This window comes from Kribbella sp. NPDC003557 (assembly GCF_040610805.1).
Lineage (GTDB): Bacteria > Actinomycetota > Actinomycetes > Propionibacteriales > Kribbellaceae > Kribbella.
The window spans coordinates 534,958-557,423 of the sequence record NZ_JBEXMY010000006.1; the positions used below are offsets into that span (position 1 = coordinate 534,958).

Below are 22,466 nucleotides of genomic sequence, written 5' to 3' on the forward strand. Positions count from 1 at the left end.
CACCGGGTGGCATCTCGTCGGCGGGTCGGTCCTCGCGCGGTCCGGTATTCCGTCACGGCTCCGCCGTGGCACGACACAGGAGGAAATGTTGGCCCGACGAGGTCAGCGCCAGCCCGGCGCTACCCGTTCCGCTCCCCGTCGCCGGCGCCGTGTCCGCGACGGCGAGTCCGACGGACTGATCCAGGTCCTCGCGCAGGCCGTGCGTGAGGTCGAGGCCGCGGTCACCCGGGGCGCGATCAAGCCGTCGACCCGGACGAAGTTCCAGGTCGTCGCCCTGCTGGTCCGCGAGGAGCGGGCCCGGGTGAACGGCGCCGAGTCCGCCACCGAGGCGTACCGCACCGAGCAGCTGCGGCGGCTCGACGGGATCGCCACGATCCTGGCCAAGACCGCCGCCCTGGAGCCCTCGCTGCTCGGCCTGCTGGCCGAGGACGCGGTGATCTCCGAGGCCGCGGCCGCGCTCCGGCGGCAGATGCTCGAGGACGCCGGGATGGAGGCGCCCGAGGAGCCCGAGCCGGAGCAACCCGTCGCTCCCCCGGAGACGCAGACCCGGCGGGTCGTGCCGCAGGCGGTCGTCTCCCGGCAGCTCGCCAACCCGTTCCTGGCCCCGGACTTCTCGAACGCCCCGTCCCGGCCGGCCCGGCCGAGCCGGCTCGGCGGCTGGGAGCTGATCGGCCCGCTGCTGCGCTCCTTCGAGCACGCCGCGGCGTCGGCCAGTATGAGCCTGCCCGACCCGACGTCGCTCCGGCTGGCGGGCGGCATCGACGCGCTCCGCCTGCGCGGCCTGGAGCTGATGCCGCACCAGGCCCGCCTGATCGCCGCCGCCGCGGCCGGTCACCGGACCTTCCTGCTCGCCGACGAGCCCGGTCTGGGCAAGACCGCCCAGGCCCTGCTCGCCGCCCAGGCCGCCGACGCGTATCCGCTGCTCGCCGTCGTACCGAACGTCGTCAAGACGAACTGGGCGCGCGAGGCGGGCCTCTGGACCCCGCGCCGGACGCCGACGGTGATCCACGGCGACGGCGACACGATCGACGGCTTCGCCGACATCGTGGTGGTGAACTACGAGGTCCTCGACCGGCACGTCGGCTGGCTCGGCGACCTCGGCTTCCGCGGCATGGTGGTCGACGAGGCGCACTTCATCAAGAACAAGAAGTCCCAGCGGTCGCGGAACGTGCTCGAGCTGTCGGACCGGATCCGGTCCCGGAGCGTGCGGCCGCTGCTGATGGCGCTCACCGGTACACCGCTGATCAACTCGATCGAGGACTTCACCGCGATCTGGGAGTTCCTCGGCTGGATCGACGAGAAGGCGCCGCGCGCCGAGCTGATGGACAAGCTCGACGACACCGACCTGACGCCGGCCGATCCCGGTTTCGCCGCGGCCGCCCGGGCCAGCGTGATCGACATGGGCATCGTCCGCCGCCGCAAGGTGGACGTCGCCGCCGACATCCCCGCGCGCCGGATCGCCGACCTCCCGGTCGAGCTGGACGGCGCCGTCGGCCGCTCGATCCGCGACGCCGAGCGGGAGCTGGCCGACCGGCTGGTCGCGCGGTACCGGACGGCGCTCGAGACGCGCCGGCTGGGCATCGTCGTGGACGGCATCGACCACGACCTGGTGCGCCAGGTGGCCGGCTGGGAGCGGGCCGAGATGGCCGCCAAGAAGACCGGCGACAACGTGTTCAGCCTGTTCCGCCGGATCGGTCAGGCCAAGGCCGGCCTGGCCGCCGACTACGCGGCGCAGCTCGCCCAGAACGTCGGCAAGGTGGTGTTCTTCGCCCGCCACATCGAGGTGATGGACACCGCCGAGGAACTGTTCGCCGAGCGCGGCATCCGGTACTCGTCGATCCGTGGCGACCAGACCGCGCGCACCCGGCAGAAGAACATCGACGCCTTCGTCAACGACCCCGACGTGGCGATCGCGGTCTGCTCGCTGCTGACCGCCGGTGTCGGCCTGAACCTCCAGGTCTCGTCGAACGTCGTGCTCGCCGAGCTGTCCTGGACGAACGCCGAGCAGACCCAGGCGATCGACCGGGTGCACCGGATCGGCCAGGACGAGCCGGTCACCGCGTGGCGGATCATCGCCGCGCAGACCATCGACACCCGGGTCGCGGACCTCATCGACGCCAAGGCCGGCCTGGCCGCGATGGCGCTCGACGGCTCCGACGAAGAGGTCGGCTCGTCGGCCGACTTCCAGCTCGAGGCGCTGGTCGCGCTGCTCACCCGGGCGCTGGAAGCGGCCGCCTGAGTCAGCCTGACAACTCCCCCACCGGCAACTCGGCACCCAGGGTGTTGGTTGCCGGTGCGAGGGGGCAGGTCCAGTCCGGGCTGTACGCGCAGGACGGGTTGTAGGCGAAGTTCAGGTCGACGATTAGCCGGCCGGTGGCGAGGTCACCGCCCAGGTCGGCGCCCTTGACCGTGTCGAGCAGGTAGCGGCCCCCGCCGTACGTCGACCGGCTGGGGTCCTTGACCGGGACGAAGAGGCCGCCGCCGTACGACTCGAGCCACCACACGTCCAGGTCGCCGATCGGCAGGTGCAGTACGCCGACGCGGGAGAACGGGATGACGCCGTCCGTCGCCGACTGGAACTCCCAGGTGAAGGGCTTCACGTCCGTGTCGACGGTGGCCTCGAAACGGTACTGCGGGTCGTAGGCGGCGACGGGTGCCCCGGCGTACTGCGCGCGCTGTTCACCCGGCACGGGCGAGGCCGGGTGATTCCTCAGCAGGTCGTTGCGGCCGGTCTGCCAGTGGGTGTGGGCGGCGGCCGGGTCCGGCTCGGCGCGGACGGATCGGTACAGCTCGAAGACCTGCCGGCGCCAGTCGGCGACGGCCAGTTCGGGTGCCGTGAAGGTCACAGGTGCTCCTGTCAGCTCTTGAGTGCTTCGGCGGATTTCGCCCAGTTGCCGTGCAGCCGGTCGAGGTACGACCGGGCCTGCGCACCGGCCTTGCGGCCGCGAGCGAAGATCCGCATGTTGCCGCCGCCGGCGTTGTAGCCGAGGGCAAGCAACTCGTCCTTGGCGTAGAGGTCCGCGCGGTCGGACGGCAGTCGTTTCGCCAGGTCGTGCAGGTGCCAGGCCGCTGCCTGGATCGCCAGTGCGGGGTCGTCCGGCAGCTCCTCCCACCTCCGCTTCGCGAACGGGCGGCCGCGTTTGGTCTCGTCGAACGCGGGCTTGTGCATGTTCGCGATCCCGAACGCCGGGTCGGAGTCGACCTCGGCCCACTGCCGCTCGAACTTCGGGTCGTGCGGCTTGTACGACTCGTTGTACAAGATTGCCATCAGCAACTGTGGGTTGATGCCGGCCTGCCGCGCGTACCGCCGGACGTCGGCGGCGAAGTGCGCCGGGTCGTAGTCGTCGTACCAGGGCTTCGAGCTCGTCGACCGGGTGGCTGCCGGCTTCGAAGGCACCGGCTTGCTGACCGTCGGTGGCGGCGCGGTCACCGGTTCGGTGGTGCTGCCGTCGTCCGAGCAGGCCGCCCAGACCCCCGCCACGAACACCCCGACCGCGACCCACCCCCACCGCTTCGCCACCTGCACCCCTCAAACCTAGCCGGAGGGCGAACCCCGGCCTGTCCACAGAACGCAAATTGTGCGGGAAACGGGACAGATCGCAGCCGAACCGGTCATACCGGCCGCATGATGTGTGCACGGCAGCCCGACGGCGGGCACCCCCGCCGGACCGCCAGGAGAAAAAACGATATGGCCATGATCGACCCGATGAGCGACACGACGGCCTCGGCCTTCGCGCGCCTCGCCCTCGAGCTCCACGACGCGCCCAGCGTCGAGGAGACCGTCGACGCCGTCGTGCAGTTCGCCCTGCAGGCGCTGAACTGCACCTACGCCGGCATCGCGTTCGCGACCCGCGGCGCGCGTCCGGAGGTCGCCGCCGTGACCGATCCCGTGGTCGCCGAGGTTTTCGAGCTCCAGATCGGGACCCAGCGCGGTCCGCTGGTGGAGTCGATGCAGGGCCACACACCGATCCTGATCCGGGACACCGGTACCGACGACCGCTGGCCGGTGTGGGCCGAGGCGGTCTCGGCGCTCGGGGTCCGCAGCGTCCTCGACGTGCCGCTGGTGACCGGGTCGGAGTCCCGCCGGGCGGTCGGCGTGCTCGGGCTGTACAGCCCGGATCCCGACGCCTTCGGGCCCGACGACGAGGCGGTCGCGCACATCCTGGCCCGGCACGCGTCCGTCGCCCTCGCGTCGGCGCGGCACGAGGAGTCCCTCGCCCTGGCGATCGACGCCCGCAAGCTCGTCGGGCAGGCGATGGGCATCCTGATGGAGCGCTACGACATGGACGCCGACCGCTCCTTCGCCGTCCTCAAGCGCTACTCGCAGGACACCAACACCAAGCTCCGCGACGTCGCGCAGCAGCTCATCGACACCCGGAAGCTGCCCTAACGCGCCAGCGTCGTGCTCGGCAGCTCGCCGTACAGCTCGCGGTACGCGGCGGTCATCCGGCCGTGGTGGTGGAAGCCCCAGCGGGCCGCGGCCGCGGCGACCGTCTGCTCGGACGGGTCGGCGGCCAGCAGTTCCGCGCGCACCTCCTCCAGGCGCAGCCGGCGCAGGTATGCGAGCGGCGTGGTCCCGAGGTGCCGCTGGAAGGCCGTCTGCAGCGCGCGCACGGTGACGCCGGCCGCGGCCGCGATGTCGGCGATCGCGAGGGCCTGGTCGAGGTTCGACTCCATGAACGTGAGTGCCCGGCGGACCGTCGCGGGCCGCGCGTCCCGGCTGTCCGCGCCGACCTGCTCAGGGGTCGCGTCGGCCGAGTTCGCGAAGGTGGCGAGGACGCTCGAGGCGAGCAGCTGGGAGACCGACGCGAGCACGAGCGGCGAGGTCTGGACCGCCGGGTTGGGCAACGTCTCGGCGAGATAGGCGATCGTCTGTGACAGCTGACGGGCGGCCTGGCGGGACCGCGGCCGATGGCCGAGCAGCCGCACCGGCGCGTTGTTCTTCCGGCCGACGCCCGCCACCCGGGTCAGCAGCGCGGGGTCGAACATCGTGATGCTGTACGACGAGCGGGCGATCTTCCCGGCGTACGGCTGGTCCGGGGGCGCGAACGAGACCAGGTCCCCCGGGCGGAACCCGTCCTCCCAGCCGTCGGTCGCGTGGTCGACGATGCTGCCCGAGTAGACCTCGCACAGGCAGATCTTGCCGAGCGGATCGGCGTCGTAACTCATCTCGAACCCGATCTCGATCCGGTCCACGGTGATCGACTCCGCGGCCGCCCGCTCGATCCGGGTCCGCACGTCGGCCGGACTGCCGCCGATCTGCATCTTCGTGTACGCCCGGTTCAGAAACTCTTCGGTCCGCCCCAGGTCCCGGCTCTCGAACACCAGTGACTCCATGACCCCCATCCTGCATCGACCGGCCGATCTTTGGCGACCGCGGCGGATGGCGCGCCGGTCGGCAGGCATCACGGGAAAGCGCTTGCTACGGTGAACTGGTGATCTACGAGCTGAACCATGTCGGCGGACCGGTGCGGGATCTCGAGGCGAGCCTGGCGTTCTACGGCGGGCTCGGGGCGGAGGTGGTCGACCGGTTGTTCATGGCCGGTCCGCGGGTCAACCGGGTGCACATCCAGCTGGTGACGGGCCTGGTCGAGCTGCTGCACCGCGAGGAGCCCGACCCGGAGGCGACGTACGGGCTGAATCACATCGGCTTCATGACCGACGACCTCGACGGCGACTACGCGCGCCTGACGGCGCTCGGGTACGCCGAGATCTCGTCGCCGCGGGTGGCCGGCAGCGGGCAGGGGCGGCTCGCCTTCCTGTCCGACCCGAACGGCGTTCGCGTCGAGCTGCTGCAGCGCTCGGAGCAGTTCCGCGTCGCGCCGATCACGACCGGCCCGGCGCGGGCGTTCGCGCACATCGCGATCGCGGCGCCCGATCGCGACGCCGCGATCGACTTCTACGGCACCCATCTCGGCATGGAGCGGGTCGCCGACGACACCTTCCGCCTGGGCGCCGACGCCCTGAAACTCGTGCCTGCACCGGCCACGCCGATCGCTCACCTGGCGCTCGCCACCGCCGACCCCGGCCCGGCGGCCGGCGACCCGGACGGCAACCAGGTGCAGTTCGTCCCTGCCTGACCTAGCCGCAGCCCTAGCCTTGGGGCGTGTTCGACTACGACGCCGAGATGCGCTTCCTGCAGGCGCGGTTCAGGGCTGCCTGCGGGGTGCGGGCCGGGGATCGGGTGCTGGACGTCGGGTGTGGGGGCGGACAGACGACGCGCCAGGCGGCCGCCGACGCAGCACCGGGCCAGGTGCTCGGGGTGGATGTGTCCGAGCGGATGCTGGACCATGCCCGGCAGCACACCTCGGACGAGCACGTCAGCTACCTGCTCGCGGACGCCGCGACGTACGACTTCGGGACGGCCGCCTTCGACGTGTGCCTGAGCCGGTTCGGGGTGATGTTCTTCGCGGACCCGGTCGGCGCGTTCGGCAATCTGCGGCGGGCGCTGCGACCCGGCGGGCGGCTGGTCGCGATGGTCTGGCAGCCGCGCGCCGCCAACGAGTGGGCGCGGGTGATTCCGGAGACGATCGGCGGGGACTTCCGCGACGAGTCTCCGTTCACGCTCGGCGACCCGGCTGTCACGCGCGAGGTCCTGACGTCCGCAGGGTTCGCCGATCCCACCTTCACCGCGGTCCACGAACGGCTGTACTACGGTCCCGACGTCGAGTCGGCGTACCAGAACATCCTCCGGCTGCGGGAGCCGCAGGCCCTCCTCGCGGAGCTGTCGGCCACCGAGGCCGACCGCGCCCGCAGCGCGCTTCGTGCGATGCTCTCGGCGCACGACAGCGGCGACGGCGTCCTGTTCGACTCCGCGGCCTGGATCGTCAGTACGGTGTGACCGGCGTCACACCTGACGGATGTCGAGCGCCCCGGCACCCGCACGACGCACAGGCACGAGCACCACTCACCACAGATCCAAGGAGCTTCAGATGCGTTCCCTCATCACCACCGCGTTCATCTCCCTCGACGGCGTCGTGGAGGGCCCCGGCGGCGAGCCGGGCTACCGCAACTCGGGCTGGACCTTCAAGGACATCGCGTTCGAGGAGGCGGCGTACGCACTCAAGGGCGAGGAGCAGACCGAGGCCACCGCACTGCTGCTCGGCCGGCTCAGCTACCAGGCGTTCTCGCCGGTCTGGCCGGGGATGACCGAGGAGTTCGCCGGCTACAACGCGATGCCGAAGTACGTCGTGTCGACCACGCTGCAGGACAGCGACCTGGTGACGAACTGGGGCGAGACCACCATCCTGCGGTCCCTCGACGACGTCGCCGCGCTGAAGGAGACCGAGGGCGGGCCGATCATCGTCAACGGCAGCGCCACGCTCAACCGCAACCTGTCCGACGCGGGCCTGATCGACCAGTACAACCTGCTCGTCTTCCCGGTGCTGCTCGGCGCCGGCAAGCGCCTGTTCAGCGACGCCGACCGCGACAAGACCCAGCTCGAGCTCGTCTCGAGCGAGTCGTACAAGAACGGCATCCAGAAGCTGGTGTACTCCGTCCAGCGCTGATCACAGCACTGAGCCTGTCCTGAGCCTGTCCTGGGCCTGTATTACGGTTCCGGCATGGGTGTGGTCGACGTCGCAGCTTTCGCCCGCGAGCGGCTCGGATTCGAGTCGCTGCGGGCGGGCCAGGAGGACGCCGTACGGGCGGTGCTCGACGGGCGGGACGTGCTCGCCGTCCTGGCCACCGGGACCGGGAAGACGGCGATCTACCAGCTGGCCGGGCTGGCGCTCGGCGGGGTGGCCGTGGTGGTCAGTCCGCTGGTGGCGTTGCAGCGGGATCAACTGCGGGCCCTGCGTCCGGCCGGTGTCGAGGTCGCGGAGCTGAACGCGACCGATCGCGCCGGCCGCCACGCCGCCCACGACCTGTTGACGAGCGACCGGCCCGGGTTCGTGCTGCTGTCCCCCGAGCAGCTGACGCACCCCGACGTCCTCGACCTGCTCGCCGCGTCGCGGCCCACGCTGGTGGCCGTCGACGAGGCACATCTGGTCAGCGAGTGGGGCGAGGACTTCCGGCCGGACTATCTCCGGCTCGCGACCGCGATCCGCGCGATGGGACGCCCGCCGGTCCTCGCGCTCACGGCGACCGCCGCGCCGCCGGTCCGCAAGGAGATCGTGCATCGCCTGGAGCTGAACGAGCCCGCCGTCGTGGTCGGCGGGTTCGACCGCCCGAACCTCAACCTCGCGGTCTTCACGTTCGCCGACGACGACACCAAGAACCGCCGGCTGCTCAGCCACGTCCGCTCGTCGCGCGGCCCGGGCATCGTGTACGTCGGCACGCACCGCCACGCCGAGGAGCTGGCGCACGACCTGGCCACGGCCGGCGTCGCCGCGCAGGCGTACCACGCCGGGCTGCCGGCCAAGCAGCGCCGCGAGGTGCAGGACACGTTCCTCGCCGGCGGCTGCCGGGTCGTGGTCGCCACGATCGCGTTCGGGATGGGGATCGACAAGCCGGACATCCGCTGGGTGAGCCATGCCGAGGCGCCGTCCTCGGTCGACGCCTACTACCAGGAGATCGGGCGCGCCGGGCGCGACGGCGAACCGGCCGACATCGAGCTGTTCTTCCGGCACGCCGACCTCGGCCTCAACCGGTTCTTCGCCTCCGGCGGCGTCACCGACGAGGACCTGCTCGCGGTCGCCACCGCGATCCACGACCACCGGCCGGAGGACATCGCCGCGCTGGCCGCGGCCAGCGGTCTGGGCACGGCCCGGGTCGAGCGTGCCCTGGGCCGGCTGACCGACGCCCGGGTCGTTGCCGTCAGCCACCACTTCCGTCTGACCACGGCGGTGGACAAGGCCGTCACCGCCGCGGCCGCGGTCGAGCACGACCGCCGCGAGGTGGCCCGCTCCCGGGTCGAGATGATGGCGGCGTACGCCGAGTACGGCGGGTGCCGGCGCGAATGGCTGCTCAGCTACTTCGGCGAGCGGTACGACGGTCCGTGCGGCAACTGCGACAACGACCTGGCAGGCCGGACCGCGGCGCCGCCCGAGGACCAGCCGTTCCCGGTCGGCAGCCGGGTCGTGCATCGCACCTTCGGCGCCGGGCTGGTCGAGCACTACGACGGCACCGCGATGACGGTCCTGTTCGACCGCGTCGGCTACAAGGAGCTCCGGACCGCGTTCATGATCCACAACCAACTCCTGCGAGCCGAGGTGGCGCCGTGAGTATCGACGTACGGCCCGCCGATGTCTTCGAGGACGTGCGCGCGGTGATCGGGCCGAAGTCGCCGACGGCCAACGTGTGCTTCTGCCTCAGCTACCGGATCCCGTCCAAGCTCAACAACGAACTGCGCGGACCGGCCCGCGCCGAGTACGTCGCCGGGCTCTGCGAGGCGACGCCCGCGCCCGGCGTCCTCGCCTACGACGGTGACACGCCGGTCGGCTGGGCCGCGATCGCACCGCGCGCGGCGACGACGTTCGCCCGGAACCGGAAGATCCCGCACGTGGACGACCTGCCGGTGTGGTCGTTGTGGTGCATCCGGGTCCGGCCGGGCCATCGCGGTCAGGGGATCTCGCACGCGCTGATCGCCGGTGCCGTCGACTTCGCCCGCGAGAACGGCGCCCCGGTCGTCGAGGCCTATCCGCTCGACAACGGCGACGACAAGGTCGACCTGACGATGGCGTACGCCGGCATCCGCAAGAACTTCGAGCACGCCGGGTTCGCCAAGGCCGCCGACACCACGTCGACACTGGCCGGCCATCCACGCATCCTGATGCGCCTCGACCTCCGCTGATCAGCTGAGATCGAAGGACAGCAGGGTGATGCTGTGCGGCGGGAAGTCGTAGCAGCCGTCCACCAGTTCGGTGCTCCCGAGATCGCGCAGGCTGACGGCGTCCGGCGTCGTCAAGGTGTTGGTCGCGAGGACGTCGCCGGCCGTCAGTAGCTTGACGGCCGCTCGGGTCGGCAGGGCCTCGTGGCTCTCGTCGAGCGTGAGCGCGGCGCGGATCCCCGCGTCGCGGTGGCGGTTGACGACCGCGACCCGGAGTGACCGCCCGTCGGTCGTCTGCGTCGCGGAGACGTCGAGGTCCGGCACGGTCGCCGGGTAGCTGCGGAAGTCCCCGCGGCGGTCGCGCTCGTCGCCCTGCCGGACGGCGGTCAGCTTCCCGGGCGACCGGACGTCGGCGGACAGCGCGACCGGGCCGAGGTGGTTCTGGTACAGGTCCCAGACGTGGTACGTCGCCGCGCGCACCGCACCGCCGGGCCGCGCGACGATCACGCCGTTCGCGTTGAGCAGGTTCACCGTGTTCGCCATCGCGACCGGGATCTCGCGGCCGCCGGCGCGGTGCAACGCGTGGAAGACACCGGCGTAGAAGAGCGCGTCGGCGAGCGTTCTGGGGCTCCACCGGTTGACCCGGTGGGCCGGACCGGCCGGCAGGCCGTCGACGTCGCGCGCGACCGTGCCGCCGTCGTCCGACGGCTGCGGGTCCGGCCAGGCGGTGGGTTCGACGTGCCGGATGTTCCACTCGTCGAGGGACAGCGCGAGCGGGCGGTCGCCGGCGCAGCGGCCGACGAGGTCGGAGTACTCGACGATCTGCTGCTCGAAGTAGAGCGACTGGGCCACGATCGCGTCGTACTCCGCGGCACCGTCGATCAGCTGCGTGGTTGCGCCGTACAGATGGAACGACAGGTAGTCGATCTGGTGGCCCACGGCCCCTAGTACGGTCTCGGTCCAGCCGTCGCGGTCGTCGGTCTTGCCGACCGCGACGAACTTCAGCGACGGGTCGACGGCGCGCATGAACCGGGCGTGCTCGGCCGCGTCGGCGGCGTACGCGGCGGCGGTGCGGTGGCCCATCTGCCAGTCGCCGTACACCTCGTTGCCGAGGCCCCAGTACTTCACCCCGTACGGTGCCGGATGGCCGTTGCGGGCGCGCTGCCGGGCGTACTCGGTGTCGCCGCCGTAGTTGGTGTACTCGACCCAGCGGACCGCGTCGTCGACGTCGCGGCAGCTGTGCGCGAGGTACGGCTCGGTCCCGACCTCGGCGCACCAGGCGAGGAACTCGTCGGTGCCGAAGCGGTTGGTCTCCTCCGAGCCCCAGGCCAGCTCGAGGCGCCGCGGCCGGGAGTCGCGCGGCCCGACACCGTCCTCCCAGCGGTACGGCGAGGTGAAGTTCCCGCCCGGCCAGCGGACCACCGGGAGCCCGAGTTCCCGGCACAGGCCGATCACGTCCCGCCGCAGGCCGTTGCGCGCGTCGTCCCCGCCGTACGCCAGCGGCGAGCCCTCGTCGAACACGCCGCCCTCGATGTTGCCGAAGAACGCGGACTCCAGGAAGTGCCCGTAGATCATCGGGTCGATGGTGTGCCGGCGGTCGCGGCGGATGTCGATCGTGGCGGCGGATGTCACGGGCGGGAGGCCTCCTGCGGCGTGGTCGTGAGAACGAGGGCGATGCCGCCGCGGGCCGCGGCGTCGTGCCCGAGGGCCGCGCGGGTGAGTCGCGCGGTGCGGCGGACCTGGCTGTGGGTGTAGCGGTGGAACGCGGCACGCAGCGGGTCGAACAGGTGGTCGCCGGTCTCGGCCAACTCCCCGCCGATCACGACGACTTCCGGGTTGACCGTGTTACAGGCGGCCGCGAGCACCTCGCCGACCCGCGTTCCCGCGTCGACGAGCAGGTCCCGCGCCGTCGCGTCGCGTGCGTCGAGGATGTCAGCGCACTGCTCCTGCAGGGTCGTGAGCGAGACGTACCGTTCGAGACAGCCGCGGCCACCGCACGGGCACGCCGGGCCGTCGCGGTCCACGCTGATGTGCCCGAGCTCCCCCGCCGCGCCACCCGCGCCCGCGAACAGTCGCCCGCCGAGCACGAGCCCACCGCCGACGCCGTACGACAACCGCAGGTACAACGCGCTGCTCACACCGGCACCGGCGCCCCAGACCGCTTCGGCCAGCGCGGCGAGGCGCGTGTTGTTGTCGACGAAGACAGGTACGCCGAAGCGCGCGCGGAGGGTGTCACGCACCAGAGCCACGCGGTCGTTCGAGGCTCCGGTGGCCTCGTCGACCGGCCCGACGATTCCGACGCCGACGCCCGCGAGTGCCGTCAGCGAGATCTCGTACCGGGTGGTCAAGTCGTCGACGAGGTCCAGCGCGAGCCGCAGACGGCGCGGCCACGGCGTACGTTCCGCACAGGCGACCTCGCCCGACGCGACGGCCTCGTGCGCGACGTTCGCGATCGTCACCTGGATACGGCGGTGCCCGAGGTCCAGGCCCAGCGCGAGCCCGCCGGCCGGGTTGAGCGTCAGCAGCGACACCGGCCGTCCACGTCCCCGGCCGGTGCTCGCCTCCTCGCCGGTCTCGGTCAGGGCCTGGCGGCCGAGGAGGGTCTGGACGATGGACGAGAGCGTCGCGCGGGACAGGTTCGTGTGCTCGACGAGCTGGGCGCGGGTCAGCGCGCCGCGCGTGCGGAGTGCGGTGAGTACTCGTTCCTCGTGTGTCTCCCGGAGCAGCCGCAGCGGCCCGGACGGTTCCGTCCCCACGGCATCCGACTCTGACCGGCACGCCCTCTTTTTGTCAATGCTCCAGATTTAATAGACTGGTCCGCATGCCGCCTAACGTCCTGCTTCTCTGCACCGACCAGCAGCGGTTCTCCGCGCTGGGTGCCGCCGGCAACGACGAGATCGACACGCCGAACCTCGACCGGCTCGCGAGCCAGGGCGTCCTGTTCGGCAACTGCTACGTGCAGAACCCGGTCTGCGGTCCTTCGCGTGCCAGCCTGATGACCGGTCGCTACGTCCACCAGCACGGCCTGTGGGCCAACGGCGTCGGCCTGCCCGACGGCGCACGGCTGTTCAGCAAGGACCTCGCCGACGCCGGCTACGACTGCGGCCTGGTCGGCAAGTTCCACCTCAACGCGTGCTTCGGCGGCCGGACCGAGAAGCGGCACGACGACGGCTTCCGCGTCTTCCGCTGGGCCCACGATCCGTACCCGGGCTCGTCGGAGAACGAGTACCACCGCTGGCTGCACACGCTGCGCCCCGACCTCGCGGGCGCGGACGTCGACTACGACACGCTGCCGACCGAGCTGCACTACAGCCACTGGATCGGCGAGCAGACGATCGACTTCCTCACCCACTCCCGCGACCGTGACAAGCCGTTCCTGTTCGTCGCGAACTTCTTCGACCCCCACCACGGCTTCGGCGCCCCGGAGGAATACGTCCGCCGCTACCGCGACCGGGAGCTCAGTCGCCCGCTGCCGGACGACCTGACCGGCAAGCCGCCGATCCAGACCGAGGCGTCCCACGCGTCGTACGCCGGACACGCGCGCGGCTTCACGTCGTACAGCCCGGAGGAGCTGCAGGAGGTCAAGGCCGCCTACTACGCGATGGTGACGCTCGTCGACGACGAGGTCGGCCGGATCCTCGACGCGCTCGACGCCGAAGGGCTTGCCGACGACACCCTGGTGATGTTCACCAGCGACCACGGCGAGATGCTCGGCGACCACCGGCTCATGCTGAAGGGGCCGATGATGTACGACCAGGCCGTCCGGGTCCCGCTGGTGATGCGCCTGCCCTCGGCCATCCCCGCCGGCGCCCGGTGCGACGAACTCGTCCAGTGGGTCGACCTGTCGGCGACGATTCTCACCGCCGCCGGGCTTCCGGTCCGCGGCGAGGGGCAGGATCTCCTGCCGTTGGCCACCTCGCGCACCGCGACGGGTCGCGGCTGGGCGCTGAGCGAGTACCGCAACAGCGGGCATCCGTACCCGGCGCCGGTGCACCTCACGATGCTCCGGCGCGACCGCTGGAAGCTGATCGTCCAGCACGGCTCCCCCGCCACCTCCAGGGAGCGGACCGGCGAGCTGTACGACCTCGCCGCCGATCCGGACGAGCTGCAGAACCTGTGGGACGACCCGCTGCACCGCGACATCCGCACCGACCTGCAGGAGTTCCTCCTCGACGTCCTGGTCGCCACCGAGGACCGCAGCCAGGAGCGCGTCGCGGACTGGTGACGCTCAGGCGGTCGAGAAGCGCTGCTCGACCGTGTCCAGGAAGCCTTCGACCTGCCGGTACGTCTCGGAGCTGTAGGCCCCGATGCTGCGCTCGTTCCCGAGGGCCTCGCGCATCGCGTCGAGGTAGCGGCGCTGCAGGATCTCCATCTGCTCCCGGGTGTCCGCCTTGGTCTCCCGGAGCTGCCTGCTGCCGGTGACCAGGCGCGGCACGATCCGGTCCTTCAGCGTGCTGACCACGACCGGGTCGAGTGCCTCGCCGTCGACGGTCTGCTCCTCGAGCGGGCCGACCGCGTCGATCGCGGCCTCGCCGATCTGCCGCATCAGCGCCTGCACCGAGTCGCGCTTGTCCTCGGCGCTCTCCGGGCGGAACCGCATCCGCGCGATCACCGCGGGCAGCGAGAGGCCGAACAGCACGAGCGTGATCAGCGCGACGATGAACGCCGCGAGTACGACGGTCGCGCGGTGCGGCGTACCGGCGGGAATGGTCTGGGCGGCGGCGACCGTCACGACACCGCGCATCCCGGCCCAGGCCAGCACCAGCAGGCCGCGGCCGGTGATCGGCTCGCGCTCCTCGAAGTCGGCGTCCGCGCGGCCGCGGGCGAGCCGCTTGCGGGCCCAGGCGAGCCGGTTCTCCTCGCGTGCGCCGGACGGCTCCATCGAGTCCAGGTGCTCCTCGAACTGGTCCAGCTGCGCGCGGACCTGCTCGGTGCGGTCGTTGCGCCCGAACCGGCCCTGCAGCGCCGGCCACGCCAGCCCGAGGAAGCGCAGCACGACCAGCAGGCCGACCACCAGCAGGACGAGCGCGGTGATCTCGCCGAGCGTCGTCTCCGCGCGGGCGTCGTCGACGAGCTCGGGCAGCTGGTATCCCATCGCCAGGAAGACGCCGCTCTCCAGGACGAAGCTGATCGTCGTCCAGGTGGTGGCCTGCGTCTGCCGGTCGCGGGCACTGAACTTCCGGCTGCCGAGCGCCCCGGTCAGCAGTCCGGCGACGACCACGGCCAGGACGCCGGACGCGTGCGCCTCCTCGGCCGGGAAGTAGGCGAGGAACGGGACGGCGAAGGAGATGGTCGTGTTCAGTACCGGGTCGTCGAGTCGCTGGCGCAGGACAACGGTGAGCACCCCGATGACCACGCCGATCAGGATCGCGCCGACGACCGCCCAGGCGAAGTCGAGGACCGTGTGGCCGAGGCTGAAGTGAGTGGTGACGGCGAGCGCCGCGACCGCGGTCCGCAGGACGACCAGGGCCGAGGCGTCGTTGACGAGACTCTCGCCCTCCAGCACGGTCATCAGGCGTGGCGGGAGCCCCAGCCGGTGCCCGATCGCGGAGGCCGCCACCGCGTCCGTCGGGCTGACGACCGCGCCCAGCGCCGTGGCGAGCGCGAACGGGATGCTCGGGAACAGCGCGTGCACCAGCGCACCGATCACCAGCGCCGACACGATCACCATCACGATCGACAGCCACGCGATCAGCCCGAAGTTCCGGCGGACGTCGAGCACCGGGAGCTGCACCGCCGACGCGTACAGCAGCGGCGGGAGGATCCCGGCGAGGATGATCTCCGGCTCGATGTGGATGGCCGGCGTGCTCGGCAGGTAGCTCGCCCCGATGCCCAGCGCGACCAGCAGCAGCGGGGCGGCGACGCCGGTCCGCCGCGCGAACACCGAGGCCGCGATCATGATCGCGAGCCCCGCTCCGGCAATCAGAACGATCTGGTGGTCCACGTGACAGCACTCTAAGGCCGGGCACCGGGGTGCCCGGGTAATGACCAGGGATTCTCACTGGTGTCACGGGGGCCGCGGAGCGGCAGATTAGGGGTCAGCGAAACACGTCGATCCCAGGAGGAAGTCATGACCAGCACCGACCTGAAGCTCGAAGCCGTCGTCGTCCCGGTCGCCGACACGGATCGCGCCAAGGAGTTCTACACCGGCCTCGGCTGGCGGCTGGACGCGGACTTCGCGTTCGACAACGGGTTCCGGGTCGTCCAGTTCACCCCGCCGGGCTCCCCCGCCTCGGTCCAGTTCGGCACGAACATCACGACGGCGGCACCGGGCACGGCCCAGGGCCTGTACCTGGTCGTCACGGATGTGGAGGCGGCCCGGTCCGAGCTGCTCGCGCTCGGCGCCAAGGTCAGCGAGGTGTTCCACCCGGCCGCGCCGGGCGCCCAGTTCGAAGCAGGCGACACCGGCGCCCGGGTGACCGGGCCGGCCGACGAGCGGTCCAGCTACGGCTCGTTCGCAACGTTCAGCGACCCCGACGGCAACACCTGGCTGCTGCAGGAGGTCACCAAGCGGCTGCCCGGCCGCGTCGACGACGCGACGTACAGCTCGGTCGCCGACCTGGAGGACGCGCTGAAGCGCGCCGCCGCAGCCCACGGTGAGCACGAGGCCCGGACCGGCAAGGCCGACGAGAACTGGCCGGCCTGGTACGCCGCCTACATGGTCGCCGAGCGCACCGGCGCCGAGCTTCCGGAGTAGGACCTGAATCTGTCCGTGGTCGCCCCTAGCCTGCGGGTATGAACCGGATCGATCGGCTGTACGCGCTCGCGGAGGAGCTGCGCGCGGCGGGACCACGAGGGCGGACAGCGCGGCAACTGGCGGCGCGGTTCGAGGTGAGCGTGCGGACGATCGAGCGTGATCTCAGCGCGCTCGGGCAGGCCGGCGTGCCGCTGGCGACCAAACAGGGCCGCACCGGTGGGTACTCGGTGGATCGCTCGATGAGCCTCCCGCCGCTCAACTTCAGCGCGCGGGAGGCGATGGCGGTCGCGGTGGCGCTGAGCCGCAGCGACCACGTGCTGTTCGCGCGGGACGCCCGGAGCGCGCTGCAGAAGATCGTCGCCGCGATGCCGCCGCGCGATCTCGAGGAAGCGCGGACGGCCGCGGCCAAGGTCCGGCTGCTCGTCCGCCCGGTGCCGGACCCGGACGGCGAGATCGCCGAGCAGGTCTGGCGGGCGGTGCGCGACAACCGGGTCCTGCGGGTCCAGTACACGAACGGCGACGGCGTCGAGACGCTCCGGGAGATCGAGCCGCAGCAGGTCGTGGTCGGGCCCAACGGGTCGTACCTGACGGCTTGGTGCCATCTGCGGCAGGAGGAGCGGGTGTTCCGGATGGACCGGATCACCAAGGCCGAGCCGACCGCGACGCTGCCGCTGCGACCGCCGGCGTCGGGCCCGCTGCAGGTCGACGGGTACGAGACCAAGCTCCCGGCCGCCGCGCTGCGTCCCGAGGATCTTTTTCCAACACCGACATAGGGCTGTCGCGAACCGCTGGGAGCGTGGTTCTCGTTGACACAAGCCCTACGTCGAAGGAGAGATCCATGAGTACTCCCGCCCCTGGCACGCTGGCCTGGTTCGAGGTCGCGAGCGACGACCCGGAGACCGCCGAGAAGTTCTACGGCGGCCTCTTCGACTGGTCGTTCGAGTCGTCCGGGAGCCTGACCTCCGGCGGGCTCGACTACCGCAACATCACGGCAGCGGGTGCACAGCAGCCGATGGGCGGCCTGTTCGCCACGAACGGCGAGCTGCCCAACCACGCCGTCTTCTACATCCTGGTCGCGGACGTCGAGAAGACCTGCGCCGAGGCCGAGCAGCTCGGCGGCACCGTGGTGAACAAGCGCATCGGCACCGGCGGCGGCACACCGGACTTCGCCTACCTCCGGGACCCGGCCGGCAGCCAGTTCGCGGTCTTCACCCCGCGCCCCGACTGACGGCCGGGACCGCCGCACCTCAGACCGCGAGGCGGCCGCCGTCGACGGGGAGGGTGGCGCCGTGGACCAGAGACGCGGCGTCGGAGGCGAGGAAGACGATGCCCTCGGCGACCTCGTCCGGAGTCCCGACCCGCTGCAGCGGCGTCGTCCCGGCGAGGTTGTCGAGGTTCTCGCCCATCACAGCAGTGCCCTCGGTCCGGGTCGGGCCCGGGCTGACCGCGTTCACCCGGACACCGGCCGGGCCGAACTCGGCCGCCCAGGCCCGGGTCAGCAGCTCGACCGCCGCCTTGCTCGAGCCGTACGCCGCCATGCCCGCCATGCCGACGTACGCGACCATCGTCGTGACGTTGACGATCGCGCCCGAGCCGCGCGCCGCCATCAACGGGGCCAGCTCGGCGACCAGGTAGAACGGCGCCCGGACGTTCACGGCGTACACCGCGTCGAAGTCGCTGTCCGGCACCTCGGCCGTCGGCCCGAACGGGAAGATGCCGGCGTTGTTGACCAGTACGTCGACGTGCCCGCCGCCGAGCTCGATCGCCTGCTTGGCCAGCGACCGCACACTCGCCAGGTCGGTCAGATCCGCCTGCACGAAGTCCGCCGTACCGCCGCCGGCCCGGATCTCCTCGACCGCCCTGCTCCCCCGGGCGGTGTCCCGCCCGCTGATCACCACGTGCGCGCCACGCCGCGCGAGCTGCCCGGCCACGGCGCGGCCGATCCCACTGTTGCCGCCGGTCACGAGTGCGGTCCGGCCGGCGAAGTCCTGCGTCATATCGGGTTCCATCCTCTGGTTGGAGTTTCCGGTACCGATAGTTCGCCGACGAAATTGGAGTATCAACTCCAAAATCCGTACGGTGGTGGTATGACGGAGATCGCCCGGCGGCTGACCAGGAAGGGCCAGGCGACCCGCGACCGGATCGTCGTGGCGGCGGCGCGGCTGATGCTCGAGCACGGCGTCGCCCGCACCACGATCGAGGACATCCAGGCCGCGGCCGGTGTCAGCCCCTCGCAGCTGTACCACTACTTCCCCGGCAAGGACGCCCTCGTGACGGCGGTGATCGACCACCAGACGACGCAGGTGCTCGACGTCCATCAGGACTGTCTGCAACGTCTGGACACGATCGACTCGCTCGGCCGCTGGCGGGACGTGATGGTCAACATCCTGACCGAGATGCAGTGCGTCGGCGGGTGCCCGCTGGGATCGCTGGCAAGTGACCTCTCCGAGAGCGATCCGGTCGCCCGGACCCAGCTGGCCGCCGCCTTCGCGGGCTGGCAGGAGCTGATCCGACAGGGGCTGGCCGACATGCAGCAACGCGGCGAGCTCGCTGCCGACGCGGATCCGGGTGAGCTCGCCGTCGCGATGCTCGCGGCCGTCCAGGGCGGACTGCTGCTCAGCCAGGTCAGCCGGGACCCCGCCCCGCTGCGGATCGCGGTCGACACCATGATCGACCACCTGCACGCCTTGACGCGGCCCGCCGTTCCGTAGGGTTCGCGGTATGGGTAGCAGTGTCTACGTTGCTTCGGTGGAGGGGACGACCGGGAAGTCGACGGTCGCGCTCGGGGTGCTTCATCAATTGTCCCGGCGGGTCGGGCGGGTGGCCGTGTTCCGGCCGATCGTGCGGGCCGACACCGCCACGCACGGCGGGCGTGACTACGTCCTCGACCTGCTGATCTCGCAGGACGCGGTCGAGCAGTCGTACGAGGACGGCGTCGGCGTGACGTACGAGCAGGTGCACGCGGACCCGGAGGCCGCGCTCGACACGATCGTGCAGCGGTACCACGCGGTGGCCGAGCACGCGGACGCGGTGCTGGTCGTCGGCAGCGACTACACCGACGTCGGCACCCCGACCGAGTTCTCGTTCAACGCCAAGATCGCGGCCAACCTCGGCGCGCCGGTGCTGCTCGTGGTCAACGGGTTCGGCCGGACGCCGCACGACGTCCGGGCGATCGCCGACATGGCCGCGGCCGAGCTGACCGCGAACCACGGCTCGCTGTTCGCGGTGATCGCCAACCGCGTGGACGGCGAGAGCAAGCCGCTGCTCGCCGCGCTCGACGGCATCGGCGCGCCGGCGTTCGCGATTCCCGAGGAGCCGGTGCTGAACCAGCCGCTGGTCGCCGACCTGCTCGCGCCGGTCGACGGCTCGCTGCTCAGCGGCGACCCGCAGCTGCTGACCCGCGAGGTCACCGGGCTGATGATCGCCGGGATGACGATGCCGAACGTGCTCGACCGGCTGTTCGACGGCGCCGCGGTCGTCACCGCCGGGGACCGCCCGGAGGTCGTGCTCGGCGTCCTGATGGCGCACGCCTCGCGGACCTTCCCGCAGATCTCGGCGATCGTGCTGAACGGCGGCTTCGAGCTGCCCGGCCAGGTGCAGCGGCTGATCGAGGGGCTCGGCGTCACGCTGCCGATCATCGAGACCGGCCTCGGCACGCAGGCAACCTCCGCGAGGCTGACCGCCGTCCGCGGCCGGCTCACCAAGGACTCGCCGCGCAAGATCGACACGGCCAAGGCGCTCTTCGACCAGTACGTCGACGGCCCGGCGCTGCTCGACCAGCTCGCGCTGGCCCGCAGCAGCGCGGTGACGCCGCTGATGTTCGAGCACCGGCTGGTCGACCGCGCGGTGTCGGACCGCCGGCACATCGTGCTGCCGGAGGGCGACGAGGAGCGGATCCTGCGCGCGGCCGACGTGCTGCTGCGCCGGGGCGTCGCCGACCTCACCTTGCTCGGCGATCCGACCCTGATCAGCGCGAAGGCCGCGAGCCTCGGCGTCGACGTGTCCGCGGCGCAGGTCGTCCATCCGGAGCACAGCGACCTGACCGAGCGGTTCGCCGCCGAGTACCACCGGCTGCGGCAGCATCGCGGCGTCGACCTCGACCGGGCCCGCGAACTGGTCCGGGACGTGTCGTACTTCGGCACGATGATGGTCCAGCTCGGGCTCGCGGACGGGATGGTGTCCGGCGCCGTGCACACCACCGCGCACACCATCCGGCCGGCGCTGGAGGTGGTGAAGACCGTCCCGGACGTCTCGGTGGTCTCGTCGGTGTTCTTCATGTGCCTGCAGAACCAGGTCCTGGTGTACGGCGACTGCGCGGTCAACCCGGACCCGACGGCCGAGCAGCTGGCGGACATCGCGATCTCGTCCGCCGCGACCGCGACCGCCTTCGGGGTGGATCCGCGGGTCGCGATGCTGTCCTACTCCACCGGCTCGTCCGGCACCGGCACCGACGTGGAGAAGGTGTCCAAGGCAACGAACATCGTCCGGGAGCGCGCCCCGCGGCTGCCGGTCGAGGGCCCGATCCAGTACGACGCCGCGATCGACGTCGCGGTGGCCCGGACGAAGCTGCCGGACTCCCCCGTCGCCGGGCGGGCCACGGTGTTCGTGTTCCCGGACCTGAACACCGGCAACAACACGTACAAGGCCGTCCAGCGCTCGGCCAACGCGGTCGCGGTCGGCCCGGTCCTGCAGGGCCTGCGCAAGCCGGTCAACGACCTGTCCCGCGGGGCCACCGTCCGGGACATCATCAACACCGTCGCGATCACCGCGATCCAGGCGCAGCAGGAGGCGACCCGATGAGCGAGCACGTCCTGGTGATCAACGCCGGGTCCTCGTCGCTGAAGTACAGCCTGGTCGACGCGAAGTCGGGCGAGGCCGCGGCCACCGGGCTGGTCGAGCGGATCGGCGAGGACCAGAGCCACCACGTGCACCACGGGCCGGACGGTGACGCCGACGACGACCACGCCGTCGCCGATCACGAAGCCGCGCTGGAAGCCGCCGTCCGCGCGTTCGAGACCCACGGTCCCGCGCTCGGTGACGTCGACATCGTGGCGGTCGGGCACCGGGTCGTGCACGGCGGCGACCGGTTCGCGGCGCCGGCGCTGGTGGACGACGAGCTGATCGCGGCGGTGACCGACCTCGTGCCGCTGGCTCCGCTGCACAACCCGGCGAATCTCGAGGGCATCGAGGTGGCGCGGCGGCTGCTCCCGGACCTGCCGCACGTCGCGGTGTTCGACACCGCGTTCCACCAGACGCTGCCGCCGCACGCCTACACCTACGCGGTGCCGAGCTCCTGGCTGGACGAGTACGGGATCCGGCGCTACGGGTTCCACGGCACGTCGCACTCGTTCGTGTCCGGGCAGGCCGCGCGGCTGCTCGGCCGCGACCTGCGGGACCTCAACCTGATCGTGCTGCACCTCGGCAACGGCTGCTCGGCGACCGCCGTCCGCGGCGGGACGTCGGTGGACACGTCGATGGGCCTGACGCCGCTGGAGGGTCTCGTCATGGGCACCCGGTCGGGCGACCTCGACCCCGCGATCCACGGGCACCTCGCGCGGGTCGCGGGACGCTCCGCCGAGGAGACCGACCGCGCGCTCAACTCCGAGTCCGGGCTGAAAGGCCTCAGCGGCGCCAACGACTTCCGTGAGGTGTCGCGCCGGCGCGCGGCCGGTGACGAGCGGGCCCAGCTCGCGTTCGACGTCTACAGCTACCGGCTCAAGAAGTACGTCGGTGCGTACTACGCCGTCCTCGGACGCGTCGACGCGATCGTCTTCACCGCCGGTGTCGGGCAGCATTCGGCCGAGGTCCGGGCCGCCGCGCTGCACGGCCTGGAGGGTCTGGGCATCCACCTCGACCCCGTGCGGAACGCCGACCCCGAGGACGGTTTCGCCTCCGCGGAGGACAGCCCGGTCGCCGTACTGGTCGTCCCCACCAACGAGGAATGGGAGATCGCCCGGCAGGCCGTCGAGGTGCTAGCTGCCCGGTGACTCCTTGCGGAACGCCTCGACGGCGGTCGGCAGGGTGTAGAAGACGCGTCCCGGCCCCAGCCGCTCGAGGACG

The 22,466-nt window shown here is 71.6% G+C and carries 21 protein-coding genes; 14 read left to right on the forward strand and 7 right to left on the reverse strand.

Annotated elements, in window-relative coordinates; translation table 11 throughout:
* The first annotated feature begins 85 nt into the window (after positions 1-85).
* A complete protein-coding gene (locus ABZW60_RS27255; protein ID WP_355481429.1) occupies positions 86-2,239 on the forward strand; it encodes a DEAD/DEAH box helicase in 2,154 nt (717 codons plus the stop codon).
* Between the two features lies 1 nt (position 2,240).
* Here ABZW60_RS27255 and ABZW60_RS27260 read toward each other — a convergent pair whose 3' ends face one another.
* Positions 2,241-2,846 carry a DUF1684 domain-containing protein gene (locus ABZW60_RS27260; protein WP_355481431.1) on the reverse strand — a complete coding sequence of 202 codons (606 nt, stop codon included), beginning with the start codon at positions 2,844-2,846 and terminating at the stop codon, positions 2,241-2,243.
* A gap of 11 nt (positions 2,847-2,857) precedes the next feature.
* A complete protein-coding gene (locus ABZW60_RS27265) occupies positions 2,858-3,520 on the reverse strand; it encodes a transglycosylase SLT domain-containing protein (RefSeq protein ID WP_355481433.1) in 663 nt (220 codons plus the stop codon).
* Positions 3,521-3,706: 186 nt separating this feature from the next.
* On the opposite strand from ABZW60_RS27265, the gene ABZW60_RS27270 reads away from it, so the two are divergent.
* Entirely contained in the window at positions 3,707-4,390 is a 684-nt protein-coding gene (locus ABZW60_RS27270) for a GAF and ANTAR domain-containing protein (RefSeq protein WP_355481435.1), read from the forward strand.
* On the opposite strand, the gene ABZW60_RS27275 is transcribed toward ABZW60_RS27270, so the two are convergent.
* Positions 4,387-5,337, reverse strand: a complete 951-nt coding sequence (locus ABZW60_RS27275) for a helix-turn-helix domain-containing protein (RefSeq protein WP_355481437.1) — start codon at positions 5,335-5,337, stop codon at positions 4,387-4,389. The genes ABZW60_RS27270 and ABZW60_RS27275 overlap by 4 nt on opposite strands.
* A 98-nt stretch (positions 5,338-5,435) precedes the next feature.
* Between ABZW60_RS27275 and ABZW60_RS27280 the strand changes: the two genes are divergently transcribed.
* The 5 genes from ABZW60_RS27280 to ABZW60_RS27300 all read left to right on the forward strand — a co-directional run bounded on the left by ABZW60_RS27280 (position 5,436) and on the right by ABZW60_RS27300 (position 9,733).
* A complete protein-coding gene (locus ABZW60_RS27280) occupies positions 5,436-6,080 on the forward strand; it encodes a VOC family protein (protein WP_355481439.1) in 645 nt (214 codons plus the stop codon).
* A 26-nt stretch (positions 6,081-6,106) separates the two neighbouring features.
* Positions 6,107-6,841, forward strand: coding sequence for a class I SAM-dependent methyltransferase (locus ABZW60_RS27285; RefSeq protein WP_355481441.1), 735 nt, complete (start codon positions 6,107-6,109; stop codon positions 6,839-6,841).
* Positions 6,842-6,932: 91 nt separating this feature from the next.
* Positions 6,933-7,508: a dihydrofolate reductase family protein gene (locus ABZW60_RS27290; RefSeq protein ID WP_355481443.1), complete on the forward strand. Its 576-nt coding sequence runs from the start codon at positions 6,933-6,935 to the stop codon at positions 7,506-7,508.
* A gap of 54 nt (positions 7,509-7,562) precedes the next feature.
* Positions 7,563-9,164, forward strand: a complete 1,602-nt coding sequence (locus tag ABZW60_RS27295; protein WP_355481445.1) for a RecQ family ATP-dependent DNA helicase — start codon at positions 7,563-7,565, stop codon at positions 9,162-9,164.
* Positions 9,161-9,733, forward strand: coding sequence for a GNAT family N-acetyltransferase (locus tag ABZW60_RS27300; RefSeq protein ID WP_355481447.1), 573 nt, complete (start codon positions 9,161-9,163; stop codon positions 9,731-9,733). Before ABZW60_RS27295 ends, ABZW60_RS27300 begins: the two co-directional genes overlap by 4 nt.
* Here the strand turns inward: ABZW60_RS27300 and ABZW60_RS27305 are convergent, their stop codons facing one another.
* Positions 9,734-11,341, reverse strand: a complete 1,608-nt coding sequence (locus ABZW60_RS27305; RefSeq protein WP_355481448.1) for an alpha-L-arabinofuranosidase C-terminal domain-containing protein — start codon at positions 11,339-11,341, stop codon at positions 9,734-9,736. It abuts the gene before it with no gap.
* Positions 11,338-12,465, reverse strand: a complete 1,128-nt coding sequence (locus ABZW60_RS27310; RefSeq protein WP_355481450.1) for an ROK family protein — start codon at positions 12,463-12,465, stop codon at positions 11,338-11,340. The genes ABZW60_RS27305 and ABZW60_RS27310 overlap by 4 nt, the downstream gene beginning before the upstream one ends.
* A gap of 65 nt (positions 12,466-12,530) precedes the next feature.
* On the opposite strand from ABZW60_RS27310, the gene ABZW60_RS27315 reads away from it, so the two are divergent.
* Complete coding sequence (locus ABZW60_RS27315; protein ID WP_355481452.1) at positions 12,531-13,934, forward strand: sulfatase-like hydrolase/transferase; 1,404 nt, start codon at positions 12,531-12,533, stop codon at positions 13,932-13,934.
* A gap of 3 nt (positions 13,935-13,937) precedes the next feature.
* On the opposite strand, the gene ABZW60_RS27320 is transcribed toward ABZW60_RS27315, so the two are convergent.
* Positions 13,938-15,653: a sodium:proton antiporter gene (locus ABZW60_RS27320; protein ID WP_355481454.1), complete on the reverse strand. Its 1,716-nt coding sequence runs from the start codon at positions 15,651-15,653 to the stop codon at positions 13,938-13,940.
* Positions 15,654-15,779: 126 nt separating this feature from the next.
* On the opposite strand from ABZW60_RS27320, the gene ABZW60_RS27325 reads away from it, so the two are divergent.
* The 3 genes from ABZW60_RS27325 to ABZW60_RS27335 all read left to right on the forward strand — a co-directional run bounded on the left by ABZW60_RS27325 (position 15,780) and on the right by ABZW60_RS27335 (position 17,634).
* Positions 15,780-16,406, forward strand: a complete 627-nt coding sequence (locus ABZW60_RS27325; RefSeq protein ID WP_355481456.1) for a VOC family protein — start codon at positions 15,780-15,782, stop codon at positions 16,404-16,406.
* Between the two features lie 38 nt (positions 16,407-16,444).
* The gene (locus ABZW60_RS27330; protein ID WP_355481458.1) at positions 16,445-17,179 is read left to right on the forward strand and encodes a WYL domain-containing protein; all 735 of its coding nucleotides are present in this window, start codon (positions 16,445-16,447) and stop codon (positions 17,177-17,179) included.
* A 65-nt stretch (positions 17,180-17,244) separates the two neighbouring features.
* Entirely contained in the window at positions 17,245-17,634 is a 390-nt protein-coding gene (locus ABZW60_RS27335) for a VOC family protein (RefSeq protein ID WP_355481460.1), read from the forward strand.
* A 19-nt stretch (positions 17,635-17,653) separates the two neighbouring features.
* On the opposite strand, the gene ABZW60_RS27340 is transcribed toward ABZW60_RS27335, so the two are convergent.
* Positions 17,654-18,403, reverse strand: coding sequence for an SDR family oxidoreductase (locus ABZW60_RS27340; RefSeq protein ID WP_355481462.1), 750 nt, complete (start codon positions 18,401-18,403; stop codon positions 17,654-17,656).
* Positions 18,404-18,493: 90 nt separating this feature from the next.
* On the opposite strand from ABZW60_RS27340, the gene ABZW60_RS27345 reads away from it, so the two are divergent.
* From ABZW60_RS27345 to ABZW60_RS27355, 3 genes are read left to right on the forward strand one after another with little or no spacing between them, the layout of a single operon-like run.
* Positions 18,494-19,117: a TetR/AcrR family transcriptional regulator gene (locus ABZW60_RS27345; RefSeq protein ID WP_355481464.1), complete on the forward strand. Its 624-nt coding sequence runs from the start codon at positions 18,494-18,496 to the stop codon at positions 19,115-19,117.
* 10 nt (positions 19,118-19,127) lie between these two features.
* Positions 19,128-21,206, forward strand: coding sequence for a phosphate acetyltransferase (pta, locus tag ABZW60_RS27350; protein WP_355481466.1), 2,079 nt, complete (start codon positions 19,128-19,130; stop codon positions 21,204-21,206).
* Positions 21,203-22,393 (forward strand): acetate kinase, encoded by a 1,191-nt coding sequence (locus ABZW60_RS27355; protein ID WP_355481468.1) that lies wholly within the window; start codon positions 21,203-21,205, stop codon positions 22,391-22,393. The genes pta and ABZW60_RS27355 overlap by 4 nt, the downstream gene beginning before the upstream one ends.
* Positions 22,394-22,466: the final 73 nt, after the last annotated feature.